The organism is Gaiella occulta (assembly GCF_003351045.1).
GTDB classification, from domain to species: domain Bacteria; phylum Actinomycetota; class Thermoleophilia; order Gaiellales; family Gaiellaceae; genus Gaiella; species Gaiella occulta.
Genome location: NZ_QQZY01000002.1, coordinates 85,890 through 110,656, shown reverse-complemented (window position 1 = coordinate 110,656; position 24,767 = coordinate 85,890). Strand labels below are relative to the sequence as shown.

Annotated in this window: 24 protein-coding genes; 4 read left to right on the top strand and 20 right to left on the bottom strand. The window is 73.0% G+C overall.

The window, feature by feature from the left end:
* Window positions 1-2: 2 nt before the first annotated feature.
* The 7 genes from Gocc_RS04055 to Gocc_RS04025 form a co-directional block, all read right to left on the bottom strand.
* On the bottom strand, window positions 3-884 hold the full coding sequence (locus Gocc_RS04055; RefSeq protein WP_114795277.1) for a branched-chain amino acid ABC transporter permease: 882 nt from the start codon (window positions 882-884) through the stop codon (window positions 3-5).
* A complete protein-coding gene (locus Gocc_RS04050; protein WP_114795276.1) occupies window positions 881-1,603 on the bottom strand; it encodes an ABC transporter ATP-binding protein in 723 nt (240 codons plus the stop codon). The genes Gocc_RS04055 and Gocc_RS04050 overlap by 4 nt, the downstream gene beginning before the upstream one ends.
* Window positions 1,600-2,361 (bottom strand): ABC transporter ATP-binding protein, encoded by a 762-nt coding sequence (locus Gocc_RS04045; RefSeq protein ID WP_220150436.1) that lies wholly within the window; start codon window positions 2,359-2,361, stop codon window positions 1,600-1,602. Before Gocc_RS04045 ends, Gocc_RS04050 begins: the two co-directional genes overlap by 4 nt.
* A gap of 27 nt (window positions 2,362-2,388) precedes the next feature.
* Window positions 2,389-3,579, bottom strand: coding sequence for a substrate-binding domain-containing protein (locus Gocc_RS04040; RefSeq protein ID WP_114795275.1), 1,191 nt, complete (start codon window positions 3,577-3,579; stop codon window positions 2,389-2,391).
* A gap of 305 nt (window positions 3,580-3,884) precedes the next feature.
* Entirely contained in the window at window positions 3,885-5,384 is a 1,500-nt protein-coding gene (locus Gocc_RS04035; protein ID WP_114795274.1) for a hypothetical protein, read from the bottom strand.
* Complete coding sequence (locus Gocc_RS04030) at window positions 5,381-6,637, bottom strand: glutamate--tRNA ligase (RefSeq protein WP_114795273.1); 1,257 nt, start codon at window positions 6,635-6,637, stop codon at window positions 5,381-5,383. The genes Gocc_RS04035 and Gocc_RS04030 overlap by 4 nt, the downstream gene beginning before the upstream one ends.
* 16 nt (window positions 6,638-6,653) lie before the next feature.
* Window positions 6,654-7,895 (bottom strand): MFS transporter, encoded by a 1,242-nt coding sequence (locus Gocc_RS04025; protein WP_114795272.1) that lies wholly within the window; start codon window positions 7,893-7,895, stop codon window positions 6,654-6,656.
* 19 nt (window positions 7,896-7,914) lie between these two features.
* On the opposite strand from Gocc_RS04025, the gene Gocc_RS04020 reads away from it, so the two are divergent.
* Entirely contained in the window at window positions 7,915-8,769 is an 855-nt protein-coding gene (locus tag Gocc_RS04020; protein WP_114795271.1) for a deoxyribonuclease IV, read from the top strand.
* A 32-nt stretch (window positions 8,770-8,801) separates the two neighbouring features.
* Here the strand turns inward: Gocc_RS04020 and Gocc_RS04015 are convergent, their stop codons facing one another.
* Together Gocc_RS04015 and Gocc_RS04010 are read right to left on the bottom strand one after the other, a co-directional pair.
* Complete coding sequence (locus tag Gocc_RS04015; protein WP_114795270.1) at window positions 8,802-9,215, bottom strand: hypothetical protein; 414 nt, start codon at window positions 9,213-9,215, stop codon at window positions 8,802-8,804.
* A gap of 79 nt (window positions 9,216-9,294) precedes the next feature.
* Complete coding sequence (locus Gocc_RS04010) at window positions 9,295-10,014, bottom strand: HAD family hydrolase (protein ID WP_114795269.1); 720 nt, start codon at window positions 10,012-10,014, stop codon at window positions 9,295-9,297.
* 26 nt (window positions 10,015-10,040) lie between these two features.
* Between Gocc_RS04010 and cax the strand changes: the two genes are divergently transcribed.
* On the top strand, window positions 10,041-11,084 hold the full coding sequence (cax, locus tag Gocc_RS04005; RefSeq protein WP_114795268.1) for a calcium/proton exchanger: 1,044 nt from the start codon (window positions 10,041-10,043) through the stop codon (window positions 11,082-11,084).
* Here cax and Gocc_RS04000 read toward each other — a convergent pair.
* Window positions 11,081-12,415 carry a serine hydrolase domain-containing protein gene (locus tag Gocc_RS04000; protein ID WP_147281177.1) on the bottom strand — a complete coding sequence of 445 codons (1,335 nt, stop codon included), beginning with the start codon at window positions 12,413-12,415 and terminating at the stop codon, window positions 11,081-11,083. The two genes, cax and Gocc_RS04000, sit on opposite strands and share 4 nt — an antisense overlap.
* Window positions 12,416-12,465: 50 nt before the next feature.
* Entirely contained in the window at window positions 12,466-13,509 is a 1,044-nt protein-coding gene (locus Gocc_RS03995) for a threonine aldolase family protein (protein WP_181813350.1), read from the bottom strand.
* A 43-nt stretch (window positions 13,510-13,552) separates the two neighbouring features.
* On the opposite strand from Gocc_RS03995, the gene Gocc_RS03990 reads away from it, so the two are divergent.
* Window positions 13,553-13,981 (top strand): universal stress protein, encoded by a 429-nt coding sequence (locus tag Gocc_RS03990; protein ID WP_220150435.1) that lies wholly within the window; start codon window positions 13,553-13,555, stop codon window positions 13,979-13,981.
* Window positions 13,982-14,035: 54 nt separating this feature from the next.
* A complete protein-coding gene (gene rlmN / locus Gocc_RS03985) occupies window positions 14,036-15,046 on the top strand; it encodes a dual-specificity RNA methyltransferase RlmN (protein WP_114795264.1) in 1,011 nt (336 codons plus the stop codon).
* Between the two features lie 179 nt (window positions 15,047-15,225).
* Here the strand turns inward: rlmN and gcvPB are convergent, their stop codons facing one another.
* From gcvPB to Gocc_RS03940, 9 genes are all read right to left on the bottom strand, one after another.
* Window positions 15,226-16,701: an aminomethyl-transferring glycine dehydrogenase subunit GcvPB gene (gene gcvPB, locus Gocc_RS03980; RefSeq protein ID WP_114795263.1), complete on the bottom strand. Its 1,476-nt coding sequence runs from the start codon at window positions 16,699-16,701 to the stop codon at window positions 15,226-15,228.
* Window positions 16,701-18,035 (bottom strand): aminomethyl-transferring glycine dehydrogenase subunit GcvPA, encoded by a 1,335-nt coding sequence (gcvPA, locus tag Gocc_RS03975; RefSeq protein ID WP_220150434.1) that lies wholly within the window; start codon window positions 18,033-18,035, stop codon window positions 16,701-16,703. The genes gcvPB and gcvPA overlap by 1 nt, the downstream gene beginning before the upstream one ends.
* Window positions 18,035-18,430, bottom strand: a complete 396-nt coding sequence (gcvH, locus tag Gocc_RS03970) for a glycine cleavage system protein GcvH (RefSeq protein WP_114795775.1) — start codon at window positions 18,428-18,430, stop codon at window positions 18,035-18,037. Before gcvH ends, gcvPA begins: the two co-directional genes overlap by 1 nt.
* Window positions 18,431-19,489, bottom strand: coding sequence for a glycine cleavage system aminomethyltransferase GcvT (gene gcvT, locus Gocc_RS03965; protein ID WP_114795262.1), 1,059 nt, complete (start codon window positions 19,487-19,489; stop codon window positions 18,431-18,433).
* Window positions 19,490-19,535: 46 nt separating this feature from the next.
* Window positions 19,536-20,603: a cell division protein FtsZ gene (gene ftsZ, locus Gocc_RS03960; protein WP_114795261.1), complete on the bottom strand. Its 1,068-nt coding sequence runs from the start codon at window positions 20,601-20,603 to the stop codon at window positions 19,536-19,538.
* 115 nt (window positions 20,604-20,718) lie between these two features.
* Window positions 20,719-21,474 carry a cell division protein FtsQ/DivIB gene (locus tag Gocc_RS03955; protein WP_147281176.1) on the bottom strand — a complete coding sequence of 252 codons (756 nt, stop codon included), beginning with the start codon at window positions 21,472-21,474 and terminating at the stop codon, window positions 20,719-20,721.
* Between the two features lie 151 nt (window positions 21,475-21,625).
* Window positions 21,626-22,504, bottom strand: coding sequence for a UDP-N-acetylmuramate dehydrogenase (gene murB / locus Gocc_RS03950; protein ID WP_114795259.1), 879 nt, complete (start codon window positions 22,502-22,504; stop codon window positions 21,626-21,628).
* The gene (locus tag Gocc_RS03945; RefSeq protein WP_181813349.1) at window positions 22,501-23,682 is read right to left on the bottom strand and encodes a UDP-N-acetylmuramate--L-alanine ligase; all 1,182 of its coding nucleotides are present in this window, start codon (window positions 23,680-23,682) and stop codon (window positions 22,501-22,503) included. The genes murB and Gocc_RS03945 overlap by 4 nt, the downstream gene beginning before the upstream one ends.
* A gap of 13 nt (window positions 23,683-23,695) precedes the next feature.
* Window positions 23,696-24,766, bottom strand: a complete 1,071-nt coding sequence (locus Gocc_RS03940) for a UDP-N-acetylglucosamine--N-acetylmuramyl-(pentapeptide) pyrophosphoryl-undecaprenol N-acetylglucosamine transferase (RefSeq protein ID WP_114795257.1) — start codon at window positions 24,764-24,766, stop codon at window positions 23,696-23,698.
* Window position 24,767 lies beyond the last annotated feature (1 nt).

The window sequence follows — 24,767 nt, the reverse complement described above, 5'->3', positions numbered from 1 at the left end:
GCTCAATGCGCCACCTTCGGCGCGAGCCCGCCCGGCCGCACGAGCAGCACGGCGGCGAGGAGGAGGACGACCGCGAGATCCCCGGTGCCGCTCGATGCGTAGAAGTTCGCGTACTGCTGGAGCAGGCCGACCGCGACGGCGGCGATCGCCGAGCCGCCGATCGAGCCGAACCCGCCGATGACGACGACGATGAACGCGAAGATCAGCAGCGCGGTGCCGCGGCTCGGGTCGACCGAGCCGTAGTAGACGCCGGAGAGCACGCCGGCAAGCGCCGCGAGCGCGCCGCCGAGCGCGAACACGAGCGTGAACGCCCGGCGCACGTCGATTCCGAGCGCAGTCACCATCGCGCGGTTCTCGACGCCGGCGCGGATGACGAGGCCGAAGCGCGTCCGGCGCAGGAAGGCCGTCAGCGCCGCGAGCACGACCGCCGCCGCCGCGATCTCGACGAAGCGGTCGTTCGGGATGTTCGCACCCAGCACCGTCGTCGTGTCGACCATCCAGGCGGGCACCGGGAACGGCCGCGCGTCGTTGCCCCAGGTGCCCTGCACGAGCGCCCCGAGCGCAAGAGCGAGGCCCACCGTGACCAGCACCTGCTCGATGGGCCGCCGGTAGAGCGGCCGGATGAAGACGAGCTCGACGAGCGCCGCGAGCACCGCGCCGACGAGGAGGCCGAAAGCGCCTCCCGCCACGAGCCTGGCGCCGGCGGCGCCGCCGACGTGTCCCGCCGTCCACCAGGCCGCGTAGGCCCCCACGGTGATGAACGCGCCGTGGGCGAAGTTGAGCACGCCCATCAGCCCGTAGATGAGCGACAGGCCGGAGGCGACGAGGAAGTACATCGCGCCGAGGCCCAGCCCCGTGATCGTGAGGAGCACGAAGGTGCTCATGCCGCGGGCCGCCCTTCGCCGTGCACGCCGAGCAGCTGCCGCACGCGCGCGTGGTCGGCCAGCAGCTCCTCGGCGACGCCCTCGTAGACGACGCGTCCGCCGTCGAGCACGACCACGTGGCGGGCGAGCCGCTGCACGACGCCGAGGTTCTGCTCCACGAGCAGCACCGTCGTCAGCTGCGCCGCCCGCTCGAGCGCACTCGCGACCTCGCTCACGAGCAGCGGCGACAGCCCCTTCGTCGGCTCGTCCACGAGCAGCACGCGGTTGTCGTTGAGCAGCGCGCGGGCGATCGCGACCATCTGCTGCTGCCCGCCCGAGAGCGTGCCCGCGCGCTGCGCGCCGCGCCGGCGCAGATCCGGGAAGAGGTCGTAGACGAGCTCGTAGCGCGGGTCGCGGCCTCGCTCGGCGAGCCGCAGGTTCTCGTCCACGGTGAGCCCGGCGAAGACGTCGCGATCCTCGGGCACGTACCCGACGCCGCGCCGCACGATAGCGTGCGTCGCCAGTCGCGTGACGTCGTCGCCGGCGAGCGCGACCGTGCCCCGCGAGCGGGGCACGAGCCCGAGCATCGCGCGCAGCGTCGTCGTCTTGCCGACGCCGTTGCGCCCGAGCAGCGCGGTGACGCCGCCCGCGGCGACGTCGAAGGACACTCCCTGCAGGACGTGCGACTCGCCCAGGTAGGTGTGCAGATCGGAGACGGAGAGGGCGGATGCCGGGCTCACAGCGGCTCTCCCAGGTAGGCCGTCTGCACCGTCTCGTTCGCCATCACGGCGTCCGGGGCGTCGAAGGCGAGCAGCGCGCCGTGGTGCATGACCGCGATCCGCTCGGCGAGGCCGACCACGACCTCCATGCGGTGCTCGACCATCAGCACCGTCTTGCCCTCCTCGCGGTGCACCGACGCGATCAGCGCGACGAGGTCGTCGACGTCCTCGAACGAGACGCCGGCCATCGGCTCGTCGAGCAGGATCACGCGGGGCTCGCCGGCGAGCAGCATCGCGAGCTCGAGCTTGCGCTTGTCGCCGTGGGAGAGCATCCCCGCCGGGGTCGCGACGCGGTCGGCGAGGCCCACCCGCGCGAGCGCCCATGCGGCGCGGTCGAGCGCCGGGCGGAAGCGGCGGGCACGGCGCCGCAGGCTGAAGGCGCCGCCGAGCCGCGCCTCGGCCGCGAGACGGACGTTCTCGCCCACGTCGAGCAGCGGGAAGACGCTCGACACCTGGAACGTGCGCCCGAGTCCCGCCTGCGTGCGCCGGAACGGCGGCTCGCCGGTGATGTCCCGCCCGTCGAGCTCCACGGTTCCGGCCGTCGGGTGCGCCAGTCCGGAGAGGAGGTTGAAGAGCGTGGTCTTGCCCGCCCCGTTCGGCCCGATGATGCCGACGAACTCGCCCTCCCGCACCTCGAGCGAGACATCGGCGACGATGCGCGCGCCGCCGATGTCGAGCCCGAGGTCACGGGTGGCGAGGATCGGAGTCACGGTGGCCACGATCCTGCGTCGTCCGGCCGGTCGCCGCTACTTCTTCTCCGGCGGCGCCGTGTACTTCGCGCGCAGCGACTTGAGCACGACCGGGACGTACTTGCCGTCCTTCTGGGTCAGCTTGACCTGGAACATCGGCTGCAGCATCGCATGATCCGACGCGCGGATCGTCTGCTGCCCCTTGGGCCCGGTGAAGCTCCAGCCCTCGAGCGCCGCGATCATCCTGTCGACGTCGGTGGCGGAGCCCTTTTCGAGCGCCCGCACGATCATCTGGCCGGCGACGAACCCGTCCGGCGTGAACAGGTCGGGCACCTGGTTGCGCTTCCTCATGGATCTGACGAGGTAGTCGTTGACCTTGTTCTTCGGCGCCGTGTAGACGTAGTGCGAGAGGAACGAGATCTGCGACGCGACCAGGCCGAACGTCGCGTAGGTGGCCCGTTCGGCAAGGCCGGTGACGACCTTGTCCGTCGCCGCGAAGATGCCCTGCTGCTCGAGCGCCCGCCACATCGCGGGGGCGGTGGTGCCGGCCCACGCGACGAAGAGGAGATCGGTCTTCTGCTGCTTCACCTGCTGGGCGAAGGGCGTGAAGTCCTGCGCCGACAGCGGCACCAGCACGCGGCTCACCTTCTGGCCGCCGAGGTTCCCCATGACCTGGTTGACGGCGAGGAAGTTGCCGAGGCCGAACGCCGAGTCCTGGGCGAACACGGTCACGTTCTTCCCGACGCCGCCGCCGAGGTACGAGCTCGCGGCGAGCACGTCCTGGTAGCTCTGACGACCCGACCGGAACGTGTACCTGTTGATCCCCGTGAGCGCGTCCGTCGCGGCCGGGCCGGAGATGTAGAGGATCTGATTCTGCGCGGCGAGCGGCGCGAGCTGCAGTGCGACGCCCGACGACACGGTGCCGGCGAGGATCTTGTAGCCCTTCCCGATCAGGTCCTTCGCCGCCGAGACGGCCTTGGCCGGATCACCGGCATCGTCGACGAGCGTGAGCTCGATCGGGCGGCCGCCGACCGCGTTGGTGCCCCTGGTCGCGTACGCGAGCCCGTAGCGGAGCCCCTGGATGTACTCGGCGCCGTAGGCGGCGAGGAATCCCGTTCTCGAATAGATGATGCCGACCTTGACCGGTTCGGCCGTGGACGTGGTCCGAGCCGCCTGCGCGGTCGCGCCGACGCCGGCGAGAAGCGCGAGCGCTGCGACGAGCCCCACGATCTTGTGCCACCGCTGCATGTGCCCTCCGTTGGACGTGCGGGTCAACCTGAGACCCGATTCAGGTCTCTTATAACAGGGTCGCGGACGATGTCAAGAGGGCGGCGCGCGAACAGGCCGTCGCGGAGCCGGTGGGCGGGCTCCGCCGACTCGAACCTCCCGACCTCGCCGGTCGCCCCGCGACGGCGGGCCCGGTCGCGCAGACCGGCCCGAGCAGGTGGCGGATCTCGCGCGCGAGATCCGCGAGCTCGTGCGCCGGCGAGCCTAGAACGGAGCCTCCGACACGACGAGGAAGCAGCGCGCCGTGGCCACGGTGTCGGAGGCTGCTACGACAGCTCCGCCTCGAGCGGCGCCGTGTCGAGCGGGTCGTAGCCGAGCCGCGTCGCGATCTCCTCGCTCGACGGCCGCGTACCCTCCCGGAACAGCCCGCGCAGCAGGTCGCCGGTCTCCGGGCGCCGCCACCACTCGTGCCCGATCGCCGCACGCAGGTGGCGGCGCACCTGCGCCGAGCGCACCCAGGCGCGCAGGTAGTCGGCCGCGTAGAAGCCGGCGTCCATGTCGGCGAGAAAGCCCTCGGCGCGGTAGCGTATTCCCGTCGCCGCGGTGAGCTTCTCCGCGTACCCGGCGGGCGTGCCGCCGTCGTAGGCGAAGCGGCGCCAGAAGTCGAGCTCGAAGCCGAGCTTCGCGCTGTAGCGCCGGAACAGCAGCGCGTGGAGGAAGACCGTCGCCTCCGCGTGCTCGCGCGCCCGGGCGTCGCAGAGACCGAAGTGCAGCGCATGCCACCCGGGCTCCCGGGCGACCGACTCGACGAGGAACGAGTAGACCTCGGTGAGCGCGTGATCGCGGGCGAGAAGGCGGAAGGTCAGCGGCAGCGACGGATCGCAGCCCGCGTAGTGCAGCGCATGGCCCGCCTCGTGGAGGAAGGAGGCGTAGTCGTGCAGACCCCCCTGGGAGCGCGTGATCAGGTGCACGACCCTCGGCGGATCCGACGCGATCACGCACGCGCGCGGCGACTTCTGCGGGCGGTCGTCCAGATCGAGCCGGATCCCGCTCTCGCGCTCGATGTCGAAGCCGAGCGACCGCAACGTCGCGACGCAGACCGGCAGCGAGAGCTCCTTCGTGTAGGTGTCCTCGAGCGTCGACAGACGCCGCAGCCACGCCGCGTGCGCCGAGGTCGGCACGTCGTCCCGCTCGGGGCCGAGCAGGCGCTCGAACCAGGTCGTGCGTATCCGCTCGAACGCGGGCGTCGTACGCACACGGGCCGCGTCGACCGCGTCCGCGAGCGCCTGCAGCGAGATCTGCTTCTCCTCGCCGCTGCGGCGCACGGGATCGGGCTGCCCGGAGAGCTCGGCGTCGAGCTCCTCCCGCGCGGCGAGCAGGGCGCGGCGATCCTCGTTGAGGCGTGCGGAGGCCTCGAGCTGGAGCGTTCCGAGCGCGTCGCGGTCGGCGTAGTCCGGCGTCGTCGCAAGCAGCGCCTGCGCCGTCCGCAGCGGAATCCGCGCCCCCCGCCAGGGGATGCGCACGGCGAGCAGCCCGTTCTCGAGCGCGTCGCCGCGCTCCGCGAGCGCCGCCGCCACGATCCCGCCCTCGCAGGCCGCGCGCAGCCGGTGCAGCCGCTCCGCCGGCCCGGGCGGGGCCCTGTCCTCGTGCGCGCGCAGCGCCTCGAGCTGGGCGCGCGTGAACAGATCCGCGTAGCGGGCCACGACGGCGGCCTGCTCGGAAACCTCCTTCTCCCCCACGCGCACCGCCCGCGCCTCCTCGGCGCGGTCGCGCAGGTACCGGCCGAGCCGCTCCTCGAACGCGTCGGGCGCCAGCGTCCCGGTCACGCGACGGCGGCCCCCGCGCGTATCCGGGCGAGCGCGACGTCCCGCCCGAGCAGCTCGAGGCTCTCGTAGAGCCCGGGCGAGATGCGCGAGCCGGTGACGGCCACCCTGATCGGGCCGAACACCGTGCGCGGCTTCTCCCCGAGATCCTCGCAGAGCCCCTTCAGCGCAGCCTCGATCTCCGCGGCGTTCCACTCGGCCACCCCGTCGAGCGCCTTCTCCGCGGCGCGGAGAAGGCGCTCGTCGAGGAGCGACGGGTCGGGCTCGACGTCGTGGAAGAGGAAGCCGGCGAAGTCGGGGAACTCGCCCAGCCGCCCGATCTTCTCCTGCACGAGCGGCGCGGCCGCACGCACGCGCGACTCGTCCCAGTCGATGCCCCGCTCGCGCAGGAAGGCGACGAGCGCGCCGGCGTAGGCGTCGACGGGCATCTCCCTCAGGTAGACGCCGTTCATCCAGTCGAGCTTGGCGTAGTCGAACGTCGCGGGGCTGACGCCGACCCGCTCCAGCGTGAAGCGCTCGATCAGCTCGTCGCGGGACATGATCGTCGTCTCGCCGTCGGGCGCCCATCCGAGCAGCGCGAGGAAGTTCATCAGCGCCGGCGCCACGTAGCCGGCGGCGCGGAACTCGTCGACCGAGACCGCGCCGTGGCGCTTGGAGAGCTTCCTGCCGTCCTCTCCGTTCACGTTCGGCACATGGGCGTAGACGGGCGGCTCGGCACCGAGCGCCCGCAGCACGACGATCTGCTTCGGCGTGTTCGAGACGTGATCGTCGCCCCGGATGACATGGGTGATGCCGTCGACCCAGTCGTCGACCGGCGAGGCGAAGTTGTAGACGGGTCGGCCGTCCGAGCGCAGGATGACCATGTCCTCGAGCTCGGCGGCGGGGAACTCGATGTGGCCCTTGACGGCGTCGTCCCAGTCGATCACGCCCTCCCTCGGCATGCGGATCCGGACCGCGCCGCCGTCCTCGTACGCCTTGCCCTCGGCGACGAGCCGGGCCGCCTCGGCGCGGCAGCGCTCCGCCCCGTCGAGCTGGAAGCGGGTGGCGCCGTCCCACTCGATCCCGAGCCAGCGCAGGGAGCGCTCGATCTGCTCCACCGACTCCGCCACCTCGCGGCTCGTGTCGGTGTTCTCGATGCGCAGCAGGCACTCGCCGCCGCGTCCGCGCGCATAGAGCCAGTTGAACAGGAACGTCCGCACCCCGCCGATATGGAGGAAGCCGGTCGGGCTCGGGGCCATGCGCACGCGGACGCTCATCGCCGGGCCATCGTAGTCACGCCGCGGCGGCGACAGCCGCCTGCGGCGCGCGCATCGCCCGCACCGACGGGACCGACGCGATCACCGCCGTGGCCACGACGAAGACCGCGACCGCGAGCCAGAGCGTCGCGTCGACGCCGGCGACGACCGCGACCGGCCCGACGAACGCCATCCCCAACGGGATCAGCACGAACGAGCCGAGCGCGTCGTACGAGCTCACGCGCGACTGCGCGTGCTCCGGGATCTCGCGCTGGAAGACGGTGAACCACAGGGTCATGTGCACCGACAGGCCGACGCCGCTTGCGACGTTCACCGCGGCTATCAGCCACGGCGGCCAGCCGAGCGCGAGCCCGACGAGCGGCAGCGTCATCGGCATGGGCGCGAGCACGGAAGCGAGCAGCGGCCGCGCCGGCCGGTAGCGCAGTGCGACGACGCCGCCGAGCACCGCGCCGACGCCGCCCGCGCTGAGGATGAGCGCCCACGCGCCGGCGCCGCCGAGCTCCCGGTTGGCGATCTCCGGCCCGAGGACGGCCCAGCAGCCGACGTAGAACATGTTCGAGAGCCCGAACACGCCCACGGTCGACCAGAGCCAGCTGTGCGACCGGAACTCCCTCCACCCGTCGCGCAGCTCGCGCAGGTAGGTCGTGCGCACGAGCGCCGCGGCGCGCGGGGTGACCCGGATACGCGCGAGCAGCGCCGCGCAGACGACGAACGAGGCGGCGTCGACGCCGAGCGCGACGCCCGGGCTCGCGAGCGCCACGAGAACGCCGCCGGAGGCCGGGCCGAGCACGCCGACGAGGTTCCGCGACATCCCCTGCATGGCGTTCGCCTCCTGGAGGCGCGGTGCGCTGACCGTCTGCGGCACGAGCCCGACCTCGGCCGGAACGACCATGCCCGCGCCGACTCCGTAGACGGCCTGCAGAGCCACGAGCCACGCGAGCGAGGAGCCGCCCGTGAGGACGACCGCCGCCGTCGCCGCCTGTGCCGCCCCTTGCAGGAGCGACGCGCCGACGAGGACGAGGTTGCGCGGCATGCGGTCGGAGAGAACGCCGCCGAAGATGAGCACGACCGCCTCGACCGCCTGCCGCACGCCCAGCACGACCCCGAGATCCGTCACCGAGCCCGCGTCGAGGACGGCGAACGCGAGCGCGATGGAGGCGAGCCGGTCTCCGATCGTCGTGATCGTCGTGCCGGCGAAGAGCAGGCGGAAGTCGCGCTCCTGCAGCGGACCGAGCCTTACGCGAAGCGGCACACCCATCGCCGGGTAGCGTACGCCGATGCTCTTCGGCGCTCACGTCTCGTCCTCCGGGGGAATCTCCAGGGCGATCGACCGCGCCGAAGCGCTCGGCTGCGACGCGGTGCAGGTGTTCACCCAGAGCCCGCGCATGTGGCGCCCGACGGAGCACGCTCCGGACGAGGCGGCGCGCTTTCGCGCGCGCCGCGAGGAGGCGGGCATCGGCGCCGTCGTCTGTCACGCGCTCTACCTCGTCAACCTCGCGAGCCCCGACGCCGCCGTCTACGACAAGTCCGTGGCCGCGATGCGCGCCTCGCTCGAGGCGGCCGCCGCGATCGGCGCGGAGGGCGTCGTCTTCCACGTCGGCTCCCACCTCGGCTCCGGCTTCGAGGCGGGGCTCGAGCGCGCCGTGCCGGCCCTGCGCGGGCTGCTCGAGCTGACCGGCGACGATCTGTGGCTCCTGATGGAGAACTCCGCCGGCGCCGGCGGCACGATCGGCCGTTCCACGGACGAGCTCGCCGCGCTCTTCGAGGCGCTCGACCGCCACCCCCGGCTCGGCGTCTGCCTCGACTCGTGCCACTGGTACGTCTCCGGCGTCGACGTCACCGCCGCAGCGGCGCTGGACGCCGCCGTCGCCGATCTCGACGCGCGCATCGGGCTCGACCGGCTGCGCTGCCTGCACGTCAACGACACGAAGGCCGAGCTCGGCTCGAACCGCGACCGCCACGCCTCGATCGGCCTCGGGCTGATGGGCGAGCACCTCGGCGTCTTCCTCGCGCATCCCGCCTTCCAGGGACTGCCCGCGATTCTCGAGACACCCGGGCCCGACGGGAACGGGCCGGATGCCGGCGAGGTGCGGCTGCTGCGCGAGCTGCACGCGCGCTTTGCCGGCGCCTGACGAGGCCCTCGCGCGCTCGCGGGAGACGCGCCCTACGGGCGGTCGTCGACGTGCGCGAACACGCGGAAGCTCGGGCTCGCCAGCGGCAGCTCGAAGAACTCGGGATTGCGGCAGCCGATCTCGTCGCTGCGCTGCTCGTAGCAGGACGACACCTCGATCCTGCACATCGGCAGCGGCGCTCGCCGCGCCATCACGCCGCCGAAGCCGCCGCGGCGGTGCTCTGACGCCCGCAGCAGGTCGAGATCGATCTCGACGTCGAACACCCGCTGCATGCACCCCATGTAGGTGTGCCCGAAGGCCTCGTACGCGTAGACGAACGGGCACGAGCGCTCGATGCAGGCGCCCGGATGGACGACCTTGTCGCAGTGCACCTCGCAGCGCCGGCACTGCAGCTCGTCCTGCGGGCGCAGCGGCAGCTCGGTCGGCGGGGCGGCCTGCTCGGTCATGCGAGGGATGGTGGCAGCATGCGCGCACCCTGCGCAAGACTTGACAGCGCGGCAGTTTTCAGGCAGCGGCGACGGTCGCTCATGCCTCGCGGCGCCACCGCTCGACCAGCCGCAGGACATCGCTCGGCGTGAACGCCTGCGCGTCCGGCTCGAGCTCGCCCTCGTCGTCGGCTGCGAACCACAGCGCCTGGATCGTGCGCAGGCCGAGCGCCTGCGCGCCGCCGACGTCCTCGCGCAGCCGATCCCCGACCATGACCGCCTCCTCCGGCTCGACGCCGAGATCGGCGAGCGCGCGCTCGAAGATCGCCGCGTGCGGCTTGCGCCGCCCGACCTCGGCCGACAGCGCGACGGCGTCGAGGCGCTCGAGGAGCCCCATCTCGCCGAGCAGGTCGCGCACGAGCGCCGGCGGGTCGAACAGGTTCGAGACGAGACCGACGCGAAGGCCACGTGCGCGGAGCGCGTCGAGCAGCGCGGGCACCGACGCCTCGAGCCTGTGCGCGGGACGCCACACGCGCTGCTCGGCCGCGAGAAAGCGCGCCACGGACGCGCTCTCGATCCCCGCTGCCCCCGCATCCGCGAGCAGATCCGCCACCGCTTGACCGTAGTCGACCTCGAGCTCGCGCGGAGCGAGCAGCTCGGGAAGCAGACGCTCCTCGTAGGCGCGCGTGAAGGCCTCGCGGCCGGGAGCGCCGCGACCGAAGGCCTCGAGGCCACGGCGGTGTCCCTCGACGAGCAGCTCGTGGTCGTACTCCCACGCGGCGAGCGTGTTACCCCAGTCGAAGAGAACAGCGCGGATCACGGGGCGGGTAGGGTAGCGCGAGCCTCGTGGTACGCAGGATCCTCATCTCCGGACTGGCTCTCGCGCCCGTCGTCGTCGCGCTCCATTCCCTGACGGAGCTCGGCGACACGACCCTGTTCCTGCTGTCGGCGCTCGCCCTCATCCCTCTCGCCTGGCTCATCGGCGAGGCGACCGAGCACGCCGCCGAGCACACGGGGCCGGGCGTCGGCGGCTTCCTCAACGCCACGTTCGGGAACGCGCCGGAGCTGATCATCGCGCTCATCGCGGTGAACGAGGGGCTGACGGAGGTCGTACGCGGCTCGCTCACCGGCTCCGTCGTCGGTAACCTGCTGCTCGTGCTCGGGTTCTCGCTCGTCGCCGGCGGGCGCGGCGAGATCGAGCGCTGGTCGAGCTTCATGTCGCTCGGGGCCATCGCGCTCGCGCTCGCGCTCTTCCTCGTGCCGGCGATACCGAGCTGGGACGGCAATCCCGACCGCCGGCAGATCGCCGACCTGTCCGTGCCGGTCGCCGTCGTCCTGCTCGTCGTCTACCTCGTGGCGACGGTGTACTCGCTGCGACGCCACCGCATCGTCCACGTCTCGAGCGACGAGGAGATCGAGGGCTGGTCGTTGCGTCTCTCGCTCGGAGTGCTCGGCGTCGCGACCGTCGCCACCGCGCTCGTGGCCGAGACCCTCGTCGGCTCGCTCACGGAGTTCTCCCGTCAGGCCGGGCTGTCCGACTTCTTCGTGGCGGCGGTGATCGTGGCGATCGTGGGCAACGCGGCCGAGCACGGAGGAGCGGTGATCGTCGCCTACCGGGGCAAGATCAAGCTCGCGGCCGAGATCGCGCTCGCCTCGGCGGCACAGGTCGCGGTGTTCCTCATCCCGGCGGTCGCCCTGCTCTCGTGGCTGATCGACCCGCTCGCGCTCGGGTTCCGTCAGGTCGAGGTGGCGGCGCTCGCGGCGGCGCTCGCGGTCGTCGCCGTGGCGACCGCGGGCGGGAAGTCCTCGCGCCTGCGTGGCGGCACCCTCGTCCTCGCCTACGTCGGCATCGCGATCGCGTTCCTCGTCGCCGGCGACCGGCCCGGCTAGCCGAACGTCGCCGGCTCGCGCGTCAGCGGGTACGTCGCGAGGTAGAGCTTCGTCACCGCGCCGGCGCCGTCACGGACGGCGCGCAGCAGCTCCCCGCGCTCGCGGCCCTCGACGACACGCCAGCGGTCGGGCCCGTCGGGCTCCAGCCAGGAGACGCCGCTCCCCGGGGCGGCGCCGACGAGCTCGGCGCGGAAGCGTCCGCCCCGTACCGACAGCACGATCTCCTCGCCTTCCGTCCACCAGCGCCCGAGCAGCGGCGCGAGCTCCGGCGGCGCGCCGCCGTCCGGCTGCCAGCGGTCGGGACGGCGCGGCAGCGCCTCGAGCGCCGCTTCCGCCAGATCGAGGGCGAGCGCCTCGGGTGCCGCCCCCGCGCCGGTGTTGGTGAGCACCGCCGCCCCCGTCCGCTCCACGCGCTGCACGCAGAGGCCCGCGAGGAAGCCCGGCATCGCTCCCCCGTGGCCGGCGTACACGCGCTCGCCACGACGGTACAGCGCGAGGCCGAGGCCCCAGCCGGCGCTCCAGCGCTCCTCGTCCACCATCGCCTGCACGCGGGTCATCTCGTCGAGCGCCGCCCGCGGCAGCACGGCGTCGTCGCCGTCGGCGAGGAACATGCCCCAGCGTGCGAGGTCGCGCGCGGTCGACCACAGCCAGCCGGCGGCCCCGGTCGACTCCGTCACCGCGGGATCGGCCTCGATGCGGACCCCGTCCGCGTACGGCTCGACGAAGTAGGGGGTCGCCTTCGGCTCCGCGGGCTCGAGCGACGTGCGCTCGAGCCCGAGAGGGTGGAGCACGCGACCGCGCAGGATCTCCGCGTAGCCCGCGCCGCCCGTGCGCATCACGATCTCGCCGAGCAGCGCGAACACGAGGTTCGAGTAGTGCCAGCGCTCGCCCGGGCGCAGCACGAGCTCCGCGCCGTCGAGGCCCGCGATCAGCTCCTCGCGCGTCGGCGGCCGCATCGACTCCCAGATCTCTCCGGGGGGCTCGCGCTGCACGCCGGTCGTGTGCGAGAGCGCCATCCGGATCGTCGGGCCCGCCGGGGCCTCGGGCAGATAGGTGCGCATCGGCGCGTCCAGGTCGACGCGCCCCTCGCGCACGAGCTGCATGACCAGCACCGCCGTGAACGTCTTCGTGATCGAGCCGATGCGGTACTGGTGCTCGGGCGTCGCCGCGGCGGCGCCGCCCACGTCGGCAAGCCCGAGCGTCGATTCCCAGATGACGGCGCCGTCGCGGAAGACGCACGCGCTGACCGAGGGCATGCGCTGCTCTGCCTGCGCGACGGCGAGCAGGCGGTCGAGCTCGCGGGTCAGCGCCTCGGGGGCGGTCTCGGGCATCGTCGCCGCATTGTGCCCGTCTGCCAGCGGCAGCCGCCCCGCTCGCGGGCTCAGCGCGACGCCCGCGCGCCGAGCGCCGCGGGCACGCACGCGATCGCCCGCTCGACGTCGTCGTCGTCGACGTCGAGGTGCGTGACCGCCCTGACGCGGGTCTCGTGGATCGTGGCCGACAGGGCGACGCCGGCGGCACGCACCCGCTCGAGGGCCTCGTCGCGGCCGAGGCCGAGCGGGGCCAGGTCGATCTGGACGAAGTTCGTCTGCACGCTCTCGAGGTCGATCGGCACGCCGGCCGCGTGCCAGGCCTCGGCGAGGCGCCGCGCACGGGCGTTGTCGTCGGCGAGGCGGTCGACGTGGTGGTCGAGCGCGTGCAGGCCCGCCGCGGCGACGATGCCCGCCTGCCGCATCGCGCCGCCGAAGAGGTGCTTCTCGCGCCACGCGCGCTCGATCAGCGCCTCCGAGCCCGCGAGCACGGCGCCGAGCGGGCAGCCGAGCCCCTTCGAGAGGCAGAGCGTCACGGTGTCGCAACGCCGGGCGATCTCCGACGGGGCCAGCCCCTGCGCGACGGCGGCGTTGAGCAGCCGCGCTCCGTCGAGGTGGACGGCCATGCCCGCCTCGCGGGCGGCGGCGACGACGTCGTCGAGCTCGTCGAGCGGCCACACGGTCCCGCCCGCGCTGTTGTGCGTGTCTTCGAGCGCGAGCACGGCCGGACGCTGGTCGACGTCGTAGGCGCTGCGAGCGGCGACCGACCGCACCTGCTCGCCGCGGATGCGGCCGTAGGAGCCGCGCAGCCCGACCGTCACGAGCCCCGCGTGCAGGGCGGCGCCGCCGAACTCGTACACGAGCACGTGCGACAGCTCCTCGGCGACGAGCACGTCGCCCGGCCGCCCGTGCAGCCGCAGCGCGATCTGGTTCGCCATCGTCGCGGTCGGCAGGAACAGCGCCCGCTCGTGGCCGAGCAGGGTCGCCGCGCGCTCCTGCAGCAGGTTGACGGTCGGATCCTCGCGCTGTTGCTCGTCGCCGACCGCGGCCGCGGCGATCGCGGCGCGCATCGCATCCGTGGGACGGGTGACGGTGTCCGAGCGGAGGTCGATCACGGCCCGCGCATTCTGCATGTCCTGCGCTGGTACCGTGCCGGATGTGATCGTGGTCGGGATCGACGGCTCGGACGTCTCCAAGGAGGCGCTGCGCCTGGCGCTGTACGAGGCAGCCCTGCGCGGCACGCGCGTCCGCGCCGTCCACGCGTGGCTGCCCGTGCTGCCGGTCGCGCTGACCGGCCCGGGCGTCGTGCCGCCGATCGACATCGAGCCGATCCGCGACGCCGCGGCGGAGCTGCTCTCCGCCACCGTCGCCGCCGTCGCGGGCGAGAAGGCCGCCGACGTCGAGCTCGCCGCCGTCGAGGGCCACGCCGCCGGGGCGATCCTCGAGAACGCGCACGACGCCGAGCTGATCGTCGTCGGGCAGCGCGGCCACGGAGCGATCAAGACGCTCGTGCTGGGGTCGGTCAGCCACGACGTCGTGCAGCACGCGCGCTGCCCGGTGCTCGTCGTGCCGGCGCCGCGCGACTGACGGCGCCGGCGGCGCGACGGCGGGCGAGGCCGGCCCCGCCCGTACACTCCAGCCATGGATCTCGGCCTGCTCGAGACGACGATCGCCGGGCGCGGCGAGCCGGCCTACCGCGTGCGTCAGGTGTGGGAGTGGGCCGCCCGCGGCGCTCCCGGCTACGAGGCGATGTCGAACGTTCCCCGAGCCCTGCGGGATGCGCTCGCCGAGCAGGTGCCGTACTCGACGCTGACGGTGGAGAGCGAGGCTCTCTCGCGCGACGGCACGCTGAAGACCCTCTTCCGCACCCAGGACGGGCATCCGGTCGAGGCGGTGCTGATGCGCTACCGCGACGGGCGCCGCTCGATCTGCGTCTCGTCCCAGTCCGGCTGCCCGTTGACGTGCACGTTCTGCGCCACCGGCGCGATGCGCTTCGGGCGCAACCTGACACCGTCGGAGATCCTCGACCAGGCGCTGCACTTCCGCCGGCTGGAGGAGCTCGACCACTGCGTGTTCATGGGCATGGGCGAGCCGTTCCTCAACCTCGACAACGTGCTCGCCGCCGCGCGCAGGCTGCCGGACGCCGGGATCACCCACCGCCGCACGACGATCTCGACCGTCGGCTGGATGCCGGGGCTGTCGCGGTTCGTCGACGAGGTCGACGAGCCGATCCGGCTGGCGCTGTCGCTCCACGCGGCGGGCGGGCCGCTGCGGTCGCGGCTGATGCCGGTGAACGACCGCTATCCGCTCGCCGACGTGCTCGCCGAGTGCCGCCGCTACGTCGAGCTGCGCAATCGCAAGGTCTACGTCGAGTACGTGATGCTCGCGGGCGTCAACGACTCCCCCTCGCACGCGCGCGAGCTCGCAGAGGTGCTCGACGCGAAGGCGTTCAAGGTGAACCTCATCCCCTACAACCCGACCGGGATGTTCGAGGGCTCGTCGCGCGACACGATCGCCGCCTTCAAGCAGGTGCTCGACCGCGCCCGCATCCCCGCCACCGTGCGGCTCACGCGCGGCCGCGACATCGCCGCCGCGTGCGGCCAGCTGGCCGCGCCGACGAAGCCTCGCCGCACGCCCGTCGCGCCGGCCTGAAGCCGGGCGCGGGCGGGCGGACGACGGTACGAGCGACGCGCGGATCATCGTCGCATCGAACACGACGCCGGCAGCCAGTCCGATCGCGAACTGCCCGTTGTCGCGGCCGGGGCCCGTCGAGAAGCGAGAAGAATGCGAACACGAGCGCGAGCGCGGCGCTCGTGACGGAACGTCCCGGCCTACCTGCCGGCCGCCCGCAGCGCACCCTCCCGCGCCGCGTCGCCGAAGCCGTGCTTGACGATCGGCTCCTTCGCGGCCTTCACCTCGTCGAGCCGGCGCACCGGCCGCTCGTGCGGCGCGTCCTTGAGCAGCTCGGGCGCATCGGCCGCCTCCGCCGCGATCCGCAGCATCACGTCGACGAACGCGTCGAGGCGTTCCTTCGGCTCCGTCTCGGTCGGCTCGATCATCAGCGCCTCGGGCACGACGAGCGGGAAGTACACCGTCGGCGGGTGGATGTCGTAGTCCATCAGCCGCTTCGCGACGTCGAGCGCGGTGATGCCGTGCTCGCGCTTGAGGCGGCGCGCGGAGAGCACGAACTCGTGCATGCAGAGGCGGTCGTACGGCAGCTCGTAGGCGTCCTTCAGGCGCGCGAGCAGGTAGTTCGCGTTCAGCACCGCCGTCTCGGACATGGCCCGCAGCTCGGGGCCGTAGGCCCGCATGAACGCGTACGACCGTACGAACACCCCGAACGGGCCGGCGAACCCGCGCACGCGGCCGATCGACTTCGGGCGGTCGTGGTCGAGCCGGAACACGTCCCCGTCGCGCACGACCTGCGGCGAGGGCAGGAACGGCTCGAGCGCGTCGCGCACCGCCACCGGCCCGCCGCCGGGCCCGCCGCCGCCGTGCGGCTGCGAGAACGTCTTGTGCAGGTTGTAGTGGACGATGTCGAAGCCCATGTCGCCCGGCCGGGAGATGCCGACGACGGCGTTCAGGTTGGCCCCGTCGTAGTAGAGCAGCGCCCCCGCGTCGTGGAAGATCTCCGCCACCTCGACGATGTTCTCGTCGAACAGGCCGAGCGTGGACGGGTTCGTCAGCATCAGCCCGGCGGTGCGCTCGTTCACCTTCGCGCGCAGGTCGTCGAGGTCGAGGTTCCCGCGCTCTGTCGTGGCGACCTTCTCGAGCCTGAACCCGGCCATCGTCACGCTCGCCGGGTTGGTGCCGTGCGCCGTGTCCGCGGTGATGATCGTGTCGCGCCGACCGCCCTCGCCCCGGTCGTTGAAGTAGGCCCGCATCAGCATCAGCCCCGTCAGCTCGCCCTGCGAGCCTGCGGCGGGCTGCAACGTCACCGCCGGCAGCCCCGCCACCTCGGCGAGGATCTGCTGCAGCTCCCACATCAGCTCGAGCGCCCCCTGCGCGCCCTCGTCCTCCTGGTGCGGGTGCAGGTTGGCGAAGCCCGGCAGCGCGGCGAGCTTCTCGTTGACGCGCGGGTTGTACTTCATCGTGCACGACCCGAGCGGGTAGAAGCCCGTGTCGATGCCGAAGTTGCGATCGGCGAGGTTGGTGAAGTGGCGCACGATCTCGTTCTCGGCGAGCTCCGGCAGGCGCGGCGGCGTGCTCCGCGCGAGCCCGGCGGGCACCTCCGGCACGGGCAGGCCGTAGGAGGGGACGCGGCCGGCACGACGTCCGGCCTGGCTCTTCTCGAAGATGAGCTCCATCAGGAACACACCTCCGCGAGCACGCCGGCGAGGCGGTCGATCTCGGCCGGCGTCCGCTTCTCGGTGAACGCCACGAGGAGGACGTCGTCCATCCCCTCGACGTCGCGCCCGAGTGCATACCCTGGGTGGACGCCCCGCTCACGGGCTGCGCGGATGACGTCCCTGGCCGGGATCGGCGTGCGCAGGGCCAGCTCCTTGAACGCCGGTCGGTCGAACGCCGCCGGCAGGTGGATGCGCTCCGCCGCGTAGCCGACGAGCGCCATGCACGTCTCGCCGAGCTCGCGCAGCCCCTGCGGGCCGAGCCAGGCCAGGGTGACGAGGCCGCCCAGCGAGAGCAGCGTCTGGTTCGTGGTCATGTTCGAGGTCGCCTTCTCCCTGCGGATGTGCTGCTCGCGCGTCTGCAGCGTCAGCACGAAGCCGCGGTCGCCGTTGAGGTCGGTCGTCTCGCCGACGATCCGCCCCGGCATGCGGCGGATGAACTCCGAGCGCGCGGCGAGGAAGCCGTAGTGCGGGCCGCCGTAGCTCTGCGCGTTGCCGATGCCCTGCCCCTCGCCGATCGCGATGTCGCACCCGTAGGCGCCGGGTGCCTCGAGCACGCCGAGAGACGTGATGTCGACATGGGCGACGGCGAGAGCCCCCGCCTCCTTCGCCGCCTGCGCGAGGTCGGGGGCCGGCTCCAGGCAGCCGAAGAAGTTCGGCTGCGGGAAGATCACGATGCCCGCGCCGACCGCGGCCGCGGCGAGCCGCTCCGGGTCGGTGGTGCCGCCGTCGTGGGGAACCTCCACGATCTCGAGGCCGAATCCGGGCGCGTAGGTCTTCACGACCTGGCGCAGCTGCGGGTTCAGCGTCTCGCAGAGGACAACCTTCGAGCGGCCCGTGTGGTGCTTGGCGATGAAGCACGCGTCGGCGGCGACGGTGAAGCCGTCGTAGCCGGACGCGTTGGACACGTCCATGCCGGTTAGCTCGCAGATCACCGTCTGGTACTCGAAGATCGCCTGCAGCACGCCCTGGCTCATCTCCGGCTGGTAGGGCGTGTAGGCGGTCAGGAACTCTCCCCGCTGCAGCACGGTGTCGACGATGGCGGGCACGTAGTGGTCGTAGATGCCGGCGCCGAGGAACGACAGCTCGACGCCCGCGTGCGCGTTCTTCGCCGCGAGCTCCTCCAGGTGGCGGAACAGCTCGGCCTCGGTGAGCGCGGGCGGGACGTCAAGCTCGCGGTCGAGGCGGACGGCGGCGGGGATCTGCGCGAACAGCTCCTCCATCGAGGAGACGCCGATCGCCTCGAGCATCTCCTCGCGGTCGCGCTCGGTGAGCGACAGGTAGCCGGCGGTCACTATTGCTCCGCGACGTGCGCGGTGTAGGCCGCGACGTCCATGAGCGTCTCGGTCTCCGCCGGGTCGGAGAGGCGGATGCGGACGAGCCAGCCGGCGCCGTAGGGGTCGTCGTTGATCGTCTCCGGCTCGTCGACCGCCCTCTGGTTGATCTCGAGGATCTCTCCCGAGAGCGGCGCGATCACGTCCGACACGGCCTTCACGGACTCGACCTCGCCGTACGGCTGGTCCTTCGTCGTCGTGCTCCCGACCGCGGGACATTCGAAGTGGACGAGCTCACCGAGCGCGTCCTGCGCCCACCAGGTGATGCCGAGCACCGCCTCGTCGCCCTCGACGCGCGCCCAGTCGTGCTCGGGGTGGTAGAGCAGGTCGTCCGGGTAGCTCTCTACGGCTGCCACCTACGTCTCCTCCTTGGAATAGATCGGCTTCTTGACGATGCGTGCCCGCCTCGGCTTGCCGCGGACGTCGATCACGAGCTCGCTGCCCACCGCGGCGGCGGCCGCCGGCACGTAGCCCATCCCGATGCCGACGTCGAGCATCGGCGAGTGGGTGCCCGAGGTGACCTCGCCGCCGCCGTCGATCGCCATGCCGTGGCGCGGGATCGCACGCTCCTCCATCACGAACGCCTGTAGCCGCCGCCGCGGCCCCTCGGCCTTGATCCGGCGCAGCGCCGCCACGCCGGTGAACTCCTTGTCGAGCGCGCACGTCCACGAGAGGCCCGCCGAGATCGCGTCCGTCTCCTGCGTGATGTCGTTGCCGTGCAGCGGATAGCAGACCTCGAGCCGCAGCGTGTCGCGCGCTCCGAGGCCACACGGCGTGGCACCGCCGGCAACCACCGCGTCCCAGAGCGCCGGCGCGTCGTCGGCCGCGCACATCAGCTCGACTCCCTTCTCGCCCGTGTAGCCCGTGCGGCACACCATCACCTCGACACCGCCGACCTCGCCCATCGCGTGTGTGAACGGGGGCGCGTCGGGCAGGCCGAGCGCCTCGATCGCCGTCGGGCCCTGGACGGCGAGCAGCGCGTACTCGTCGGAGGCGTCGCGCACCTCGGAGCCGCGGATCTCGCGCTCCTTGATCCACGCGAACGCCGCCTCGCGGTTGCCGGCGTTGACCACGAGCAGGTAGTGGGCGGGGCCGATGCGGTACGCGATCAGGTCGTCGACGATGCCGCCGTGCTCGTTCGTGAGCAACGTGTACTGCGCTTCGCCGTCGCCGATGCGGTCGAGGTCGTTCGACAGCAGCCCCTGCAGCAGCTCGTGCGCCTTCGGCCCTTCGACGTGCAGCTGCCCCATGTGCGACACGTCGAAGACGCCGCGATCGCGGCGCACCGCGAGGTGCTCGGGGATGACGCCCTCGTACTGGACGGGCATCTCCCATCCGGCGAAGGGAACCATACGGGCGCCGAGGGCGACGTGTCGCTCGTAGAGCGGCGTCCGCTGGAGGACGGCATCGGTCACGGCCCGACTCTAGCGCCAGAGGTGCCGCCGGGTGGGGATGAAGCCTCTAGTCCTCGCGCAGGAAGCTCGGGATCTCGATCTCGGCGTCGGCGGCGCCCGGAGCCTCGAAGCGACGCTCGGGCGTGGAGGCGGCCCCGCCGGGGGCCTCGATGCGCCTGCGGCGCGGCCGGCCGCCGAAGCCGGTGGCGATCACGGTCACGCGCACCGCGTCGCCCATCGACTCGTCGATGACGGCGCCGAAGATGACGTTGGCGTTCGCGTCGGCGTGCCCGGTGACGACCTCGGCCGCCTCGTTCACCTCGAACAGGCCGATGTTGGGGCCACCCGTGATGTTGAGCAGCACACCGGTCGCGCCGTCGAGAGTCGTCTCGAGCAGCGGCGAGGAGACCGCGGCGTTCGCCGCGTCGGCGGCGCGGTTCTCGCCGGAGGCGGTGCCGATGCCCATCAGCGCCGATCCCGCGTCGCGCATGATCGTGCGCACGTCGGCGAAGTCGAGATTGACGAGGCCGGGGACGGTGATCAGATCGGTGATGCCCTGCACGCCCTGGCGCAGGATGTCGTCGGCGATGCGGAACGCCTCCGTCACCGGCGTCTTCTTGTCGACGACCTGGAGCAGACGGTCGTTCTCGATCACGATCAGCGTGTCGACGCGGTCGCGCAGGCTCTGGATCCCGACCTCGGCCTGCTCCGCGCGCCGGCGCCCCTCGAACCCGAACGGCCGCGTGACGACGCCGACGGTGAGCGCCTCGAGCTCGCGGCCGAGCTCCGCCACCACGGGGGCCGCCCCGGTGCCGGTGCCGCCGCCCTCGCCGGCCGTGACGAAGATCATGTCGGCGCCCTTCAGCGCCTCCTTCAACTCGTCCCGCGTCTCCTGGGCCGCCGCGAGACCGACCGCGGGGTCGGCACCGGCGCCGAGACCGCGCGTCGCCTTCGAGCCGATGTGGATCTTGACGTCGGCATCCGTCATCAGGAGCGCCTGCGCGTCCGTGTTGACCGCGATGAACTCGACGCCGCTGAGGCCGGACTCGACCATCCGGTTGACGGCGTTGGTGCCGCCGCCGCCGACACCGACGACCTTGATCACCGCCAGGTAGTTCCCGCCTTGCGTGTTCATCGCCTCATCACCTCGACCTGCCTGGACGTCAAGCTCTCATCGAGCCATTGGGTTGTCAGGAACCGGCTTTCGAAGCCAGGGTACGGACTCCTTGTCGGCATTGTCAACAGAAACCTCAAGGGGAGGTCGAGGGCGTACTCTCAACCTTTACCTGAGAGTCTAGAGTTGTACCGGCCACCGGACGGTCGGGAACGGCGACGTCGAGATATGCGGTGCCGGTCGCGAGCAGCGGGATCACCCGGGCGGCGACCGCGAGCTTGAGATCGACGTCGGACGGGTCGCCGAGGCGCACCTCGAGCCCCGCGCGCAGGCGCAGCGTGAGATCGTCCGGCGTCGCCGTGACCGACGCGACGCGGCCGGGAAAGCGGGTGCCGACGAGCGGGCCGACGGCATCGACCGCCGTGAGCAGATCGCCCTGGACGCGCTCGCCGGGCGCGAGGCGGACGTCCCGCTTGACCCATATGCGGGCGAGCGTCGGGCGGGCGCGGCGCTCGACGCTCGCCATCACCCGCCCCCGCGCCGACACGAGGAACGACGACGCGCCCTGGCGCACGACGGCGACGGGACGCTCGGGCGCGACGACCACCCGCAGCGTGTGCGGGAAGGCGCGGTCGAAGACGACGGACTCGACGCTGGGGATCGCCTCGACGCGGCGCTCGGCCGCCGCCAGATCGAGCTTGAGCAGGCTCGTGCCGCGGACAGCCGACAGCACGTTGCGCACCTGGACGGCGACGCCGGGCGGAGCGCCCTCGACGTCGACGCTGCGGACGCCGAAGACGGACGTCTCGCGCGCCGCGAACCAGAGCAGGAACGCACCGCCGAGGACGGCGAACGCGAGCAGCAGCGAGCGGCCGGAGGGGACGAGCCGCACGAGATCGAGGCGATCGCCCGGATTCCGGCGCGGGAACGGGACGACGACGCTCGCCGCGCGCGCGCGGGGGCGCGATCCGCGCTCGACTCGTCCCCCGCTGGCCACACCGGTGCTTTCGTGCTCGTATTCCGGTTCCCTGCGCGTGTCGCGATCAGATCGGCGGCAGCCCGATCTCCCCGAGCAGCACGACCTCGTGCTCGAGCTCGACCCCGTACTGCTCGCGCGCACGCCGCCGCGCCTCGGCCATGAGGGCGAGGCAGTCCGCCGTCGTGGCTCCGCCCGCGTTCTCGATGAAGTTCGCGTGCTTGGGGGAGATGACGGCTCCGCCGCTGCGGAAGCCCTTGAGGCCGCACAGCTCGAGCATCCGCCCCGCCCCCAGCTCTCCCGGCGGGTTCTTGAACACCGAGCCGAACGTCCGCCTGTTCGTCGGCTGCGTGCCCTTGCGGCGCGCGACGAGATCTGCCACCGCCGCCTTGATCTCGGCAGGCGGCCGCGGCCGCAGCCGCAGCTCGACCGCCGCCACGACCTGGCCGTGCCGAAGCGCCGAGTGGCGGTACGAGAGCCCGAGCTCGGCCGGGGTCATCCATCCCACGCCGTCGCAGGTCGCCACCAGCGCGCGCTCGAGGATCGTGCTCCAGTCGCTCCCGTAGGCGCCCGCGTTCATCCACACGCCGCCGCCGACCGTGCCGGGGATCGCGCACGCGAACTCGAGCCCGCCGAGCCCCGCCGCGCGCGCGCGGTGCAGGCAGACGGCATTGGCGGCGCCGCCTCCGGCGACCAGCATGTCTCCCTCGACCTTCGCCGCCGCGAGCTCGCCGCCGAGGCGCAGGACGAGGGCGTCGACGCCCTCGTCCGCGACGAGCAGGTTCGAGCCGAGGCCGACGGTCGCAACCGCGAGCCCGCGCTCGGCGGCCGAGCGCAGGGCCTGCTCGAGCTCCGCCAGCGTGCCGGGCTCGGCGAGCGCCCGCGCCGGGCCGCCGGTGCCGATCGTCGTGTAGCGCGCGAGCGCAACGCCGCCGGCGGGCCTCATGCGGGCAACCCGTCCACGATCGCGCGGGCGATCTTCCACGGCTCCCCGACGCCGAAGGTGACGACGACGTCGCCCGGCCGGGCCCAGGCGAGGACGAGCCGCGCCGCGTCGTCGAGCGACGGCGCCCAGCCGGCGCGCACGTGCTCCGGCAGCGCATCGACGACGAGCTTGCCGCTGACGCCCGCGCGCGGAGCGTCGCGGGCCCCGGTCACGTCGGTCACGATGGCGACGTCGGCGGCCCCGAGCGCGGCGCCGAGCTCGCGGTGGAGCTGCCTCGTGCGCTCGACCACGTGCGGCTGATAGACGGCGATCAGCCTGCCGGACGTGCGCTCGCGCGCGGTGCGCAGCGTCACCTCGATCTCGGTGGGGTTGTGCCCGTAGTCGTCGTAGACCGCGACGCCGCCGCGCTCGCCCACGAGCTCGAAGCGCCGGCCCACTCCCGCGAAGCGGACGATCGCCTGCTCGGCCTCGCCACGGGGCACGCCTGCCAGCTCGAGCGCCGCGAGCGCCGCGGAGGCGTTCCGCCGGTTGTGCGCGCCCGGCACGGCCAGCTCGAGATCGACCGGCTCGAGCTCCCAGCCGCGCACGACGTGCGGCACGCCGGCGAGCCAGTCGTCGAAGAACGATCGCAGCTCGGCCTCCGAGCCGTACGTCGCATGGTGGTCGAGCTCGACGTTCGTGACGACGGCGATCTGCGGGCGCAACGCGCCGATCGAGCGATCGGATTCGTCGCCCTCGACGACGAGCCATCCCGCTCCGACCCCGGCGTTGCCGCCGAGCTGGGGGACGACGCCGCCGATGACCCACGACGGGTCTCGGGCCGTCTCGCGCAGGACGAAGGCGATCATGCCCGCCGTGGTCGTCTTCCCGTGGGCGCCGCCGACGACGATCGCCGGCTGGGCTGCGACGAGCTCGGCGAGGAACTCCGCGCGCGGCGTGCCCGCGCAGCGGTGCAGGTGCGCCGTCGACACGATCGCCTCCCAGCCGTCCGGCGCTGCCGGCTCGCCGCCGAGGTCGATGTCGACGCCCGCGAGCGTCGACAGGAAGATCGTCTCGCGCGCGTCCCAGCCGCGCACCTCGGCGCCGAGCGCGCGCGCGATGTTCGCGTAGGCGGACAGCCCCGACCCGCCGATACCGACGAAGTAGAGCCTGCGGCCCGCGAGCGGCCGTGCGTGCACGCCGCGGCGAGCCTCATCGCCGGGCAAGTGCGATCACCTCATCCGCGATCCGGTCGGCGGCATCCGGTCGCGCCATCGCGCGCATCGCCTCGGCCATGCGCGCGCGTCGCGTGGGGTCGGCGAGCAGCTCGTCGACGATCGCGGGCACTCGCGCGATCTCGGAGTCGGGGACGGCGACGGCGCCGCCGCCGCGCTCGAAGTGAGCAGCGTTGAGCGTCTGGTGGTCGGCGGTGGCGTGCGGGTACGGCACGAGGATCGACGGCACGCCCGCCGCCGCGAGCTCCCAGACCGTGCCGCCGGCCCGCGAGACGGCGATGTCGGCCGCCGCGAGCAGCTCGCCGAAATGGCCGCTCTGCGCCATCAGCACGTACCCGTCGCGGCGCACGCGGGCCCGCAGCGCGGGGAAGTCGCGCTCGCCGGAGACGTGCAGCACGAACGGGCCGGCGTCCGCCCAGGCCTCCACCGCCATCTCGTTGAGGGAGCGGGCGCCGGCGAGCGCGCCGAACACGGCGACGACGCTCGCGCCGTCGGGGACGCCGAAGCGGGCCCGCCCCTGCGCGCGCGTGGCGCCGAGGTGTGCCTGCGGGATCGGCCTTCCCACGACGGCGTACTTCGGTCCGCTCCGCCCCTCCACCTCGTAGGCGAGGAACACGCGCCGTGCGAACGGCGCCGCCAGGCGGTTGGCGAGCCCGAGGTGCGCGTCGGCCTCGGTGAGCGCCGCGGGGATCCCCTGCAGGCGCGCGGCGAGCACCATCGGTCCCGCCACGTAGCCGCCGCCCCCGAGCACGACGTCGGGCCTGCGGCGCCGCAGGATCCGCGTGCAGGCGAGCGGCGCCGCGGCCGCGCGCCACAGCGCCCGCACGAGCGCGGGCGAGGGCGTGCGGGGGAGGCCCGAGATCGCGAACGTGTCGAGCTCGAAGCCCGCCTCAGGAACCAGCCGCGACTCGACGCGGTCGGGACTGCCGGCGAACGTCACGCTCACGCCGCGCGCGCGCAGCGCTTCCGCCACTGCGAGCGCGGGCCGGACGTGTCCGGCTGTCCCGCCGGCCGCGATCACTACTGCGAGTTGCGACGACGCGATCATT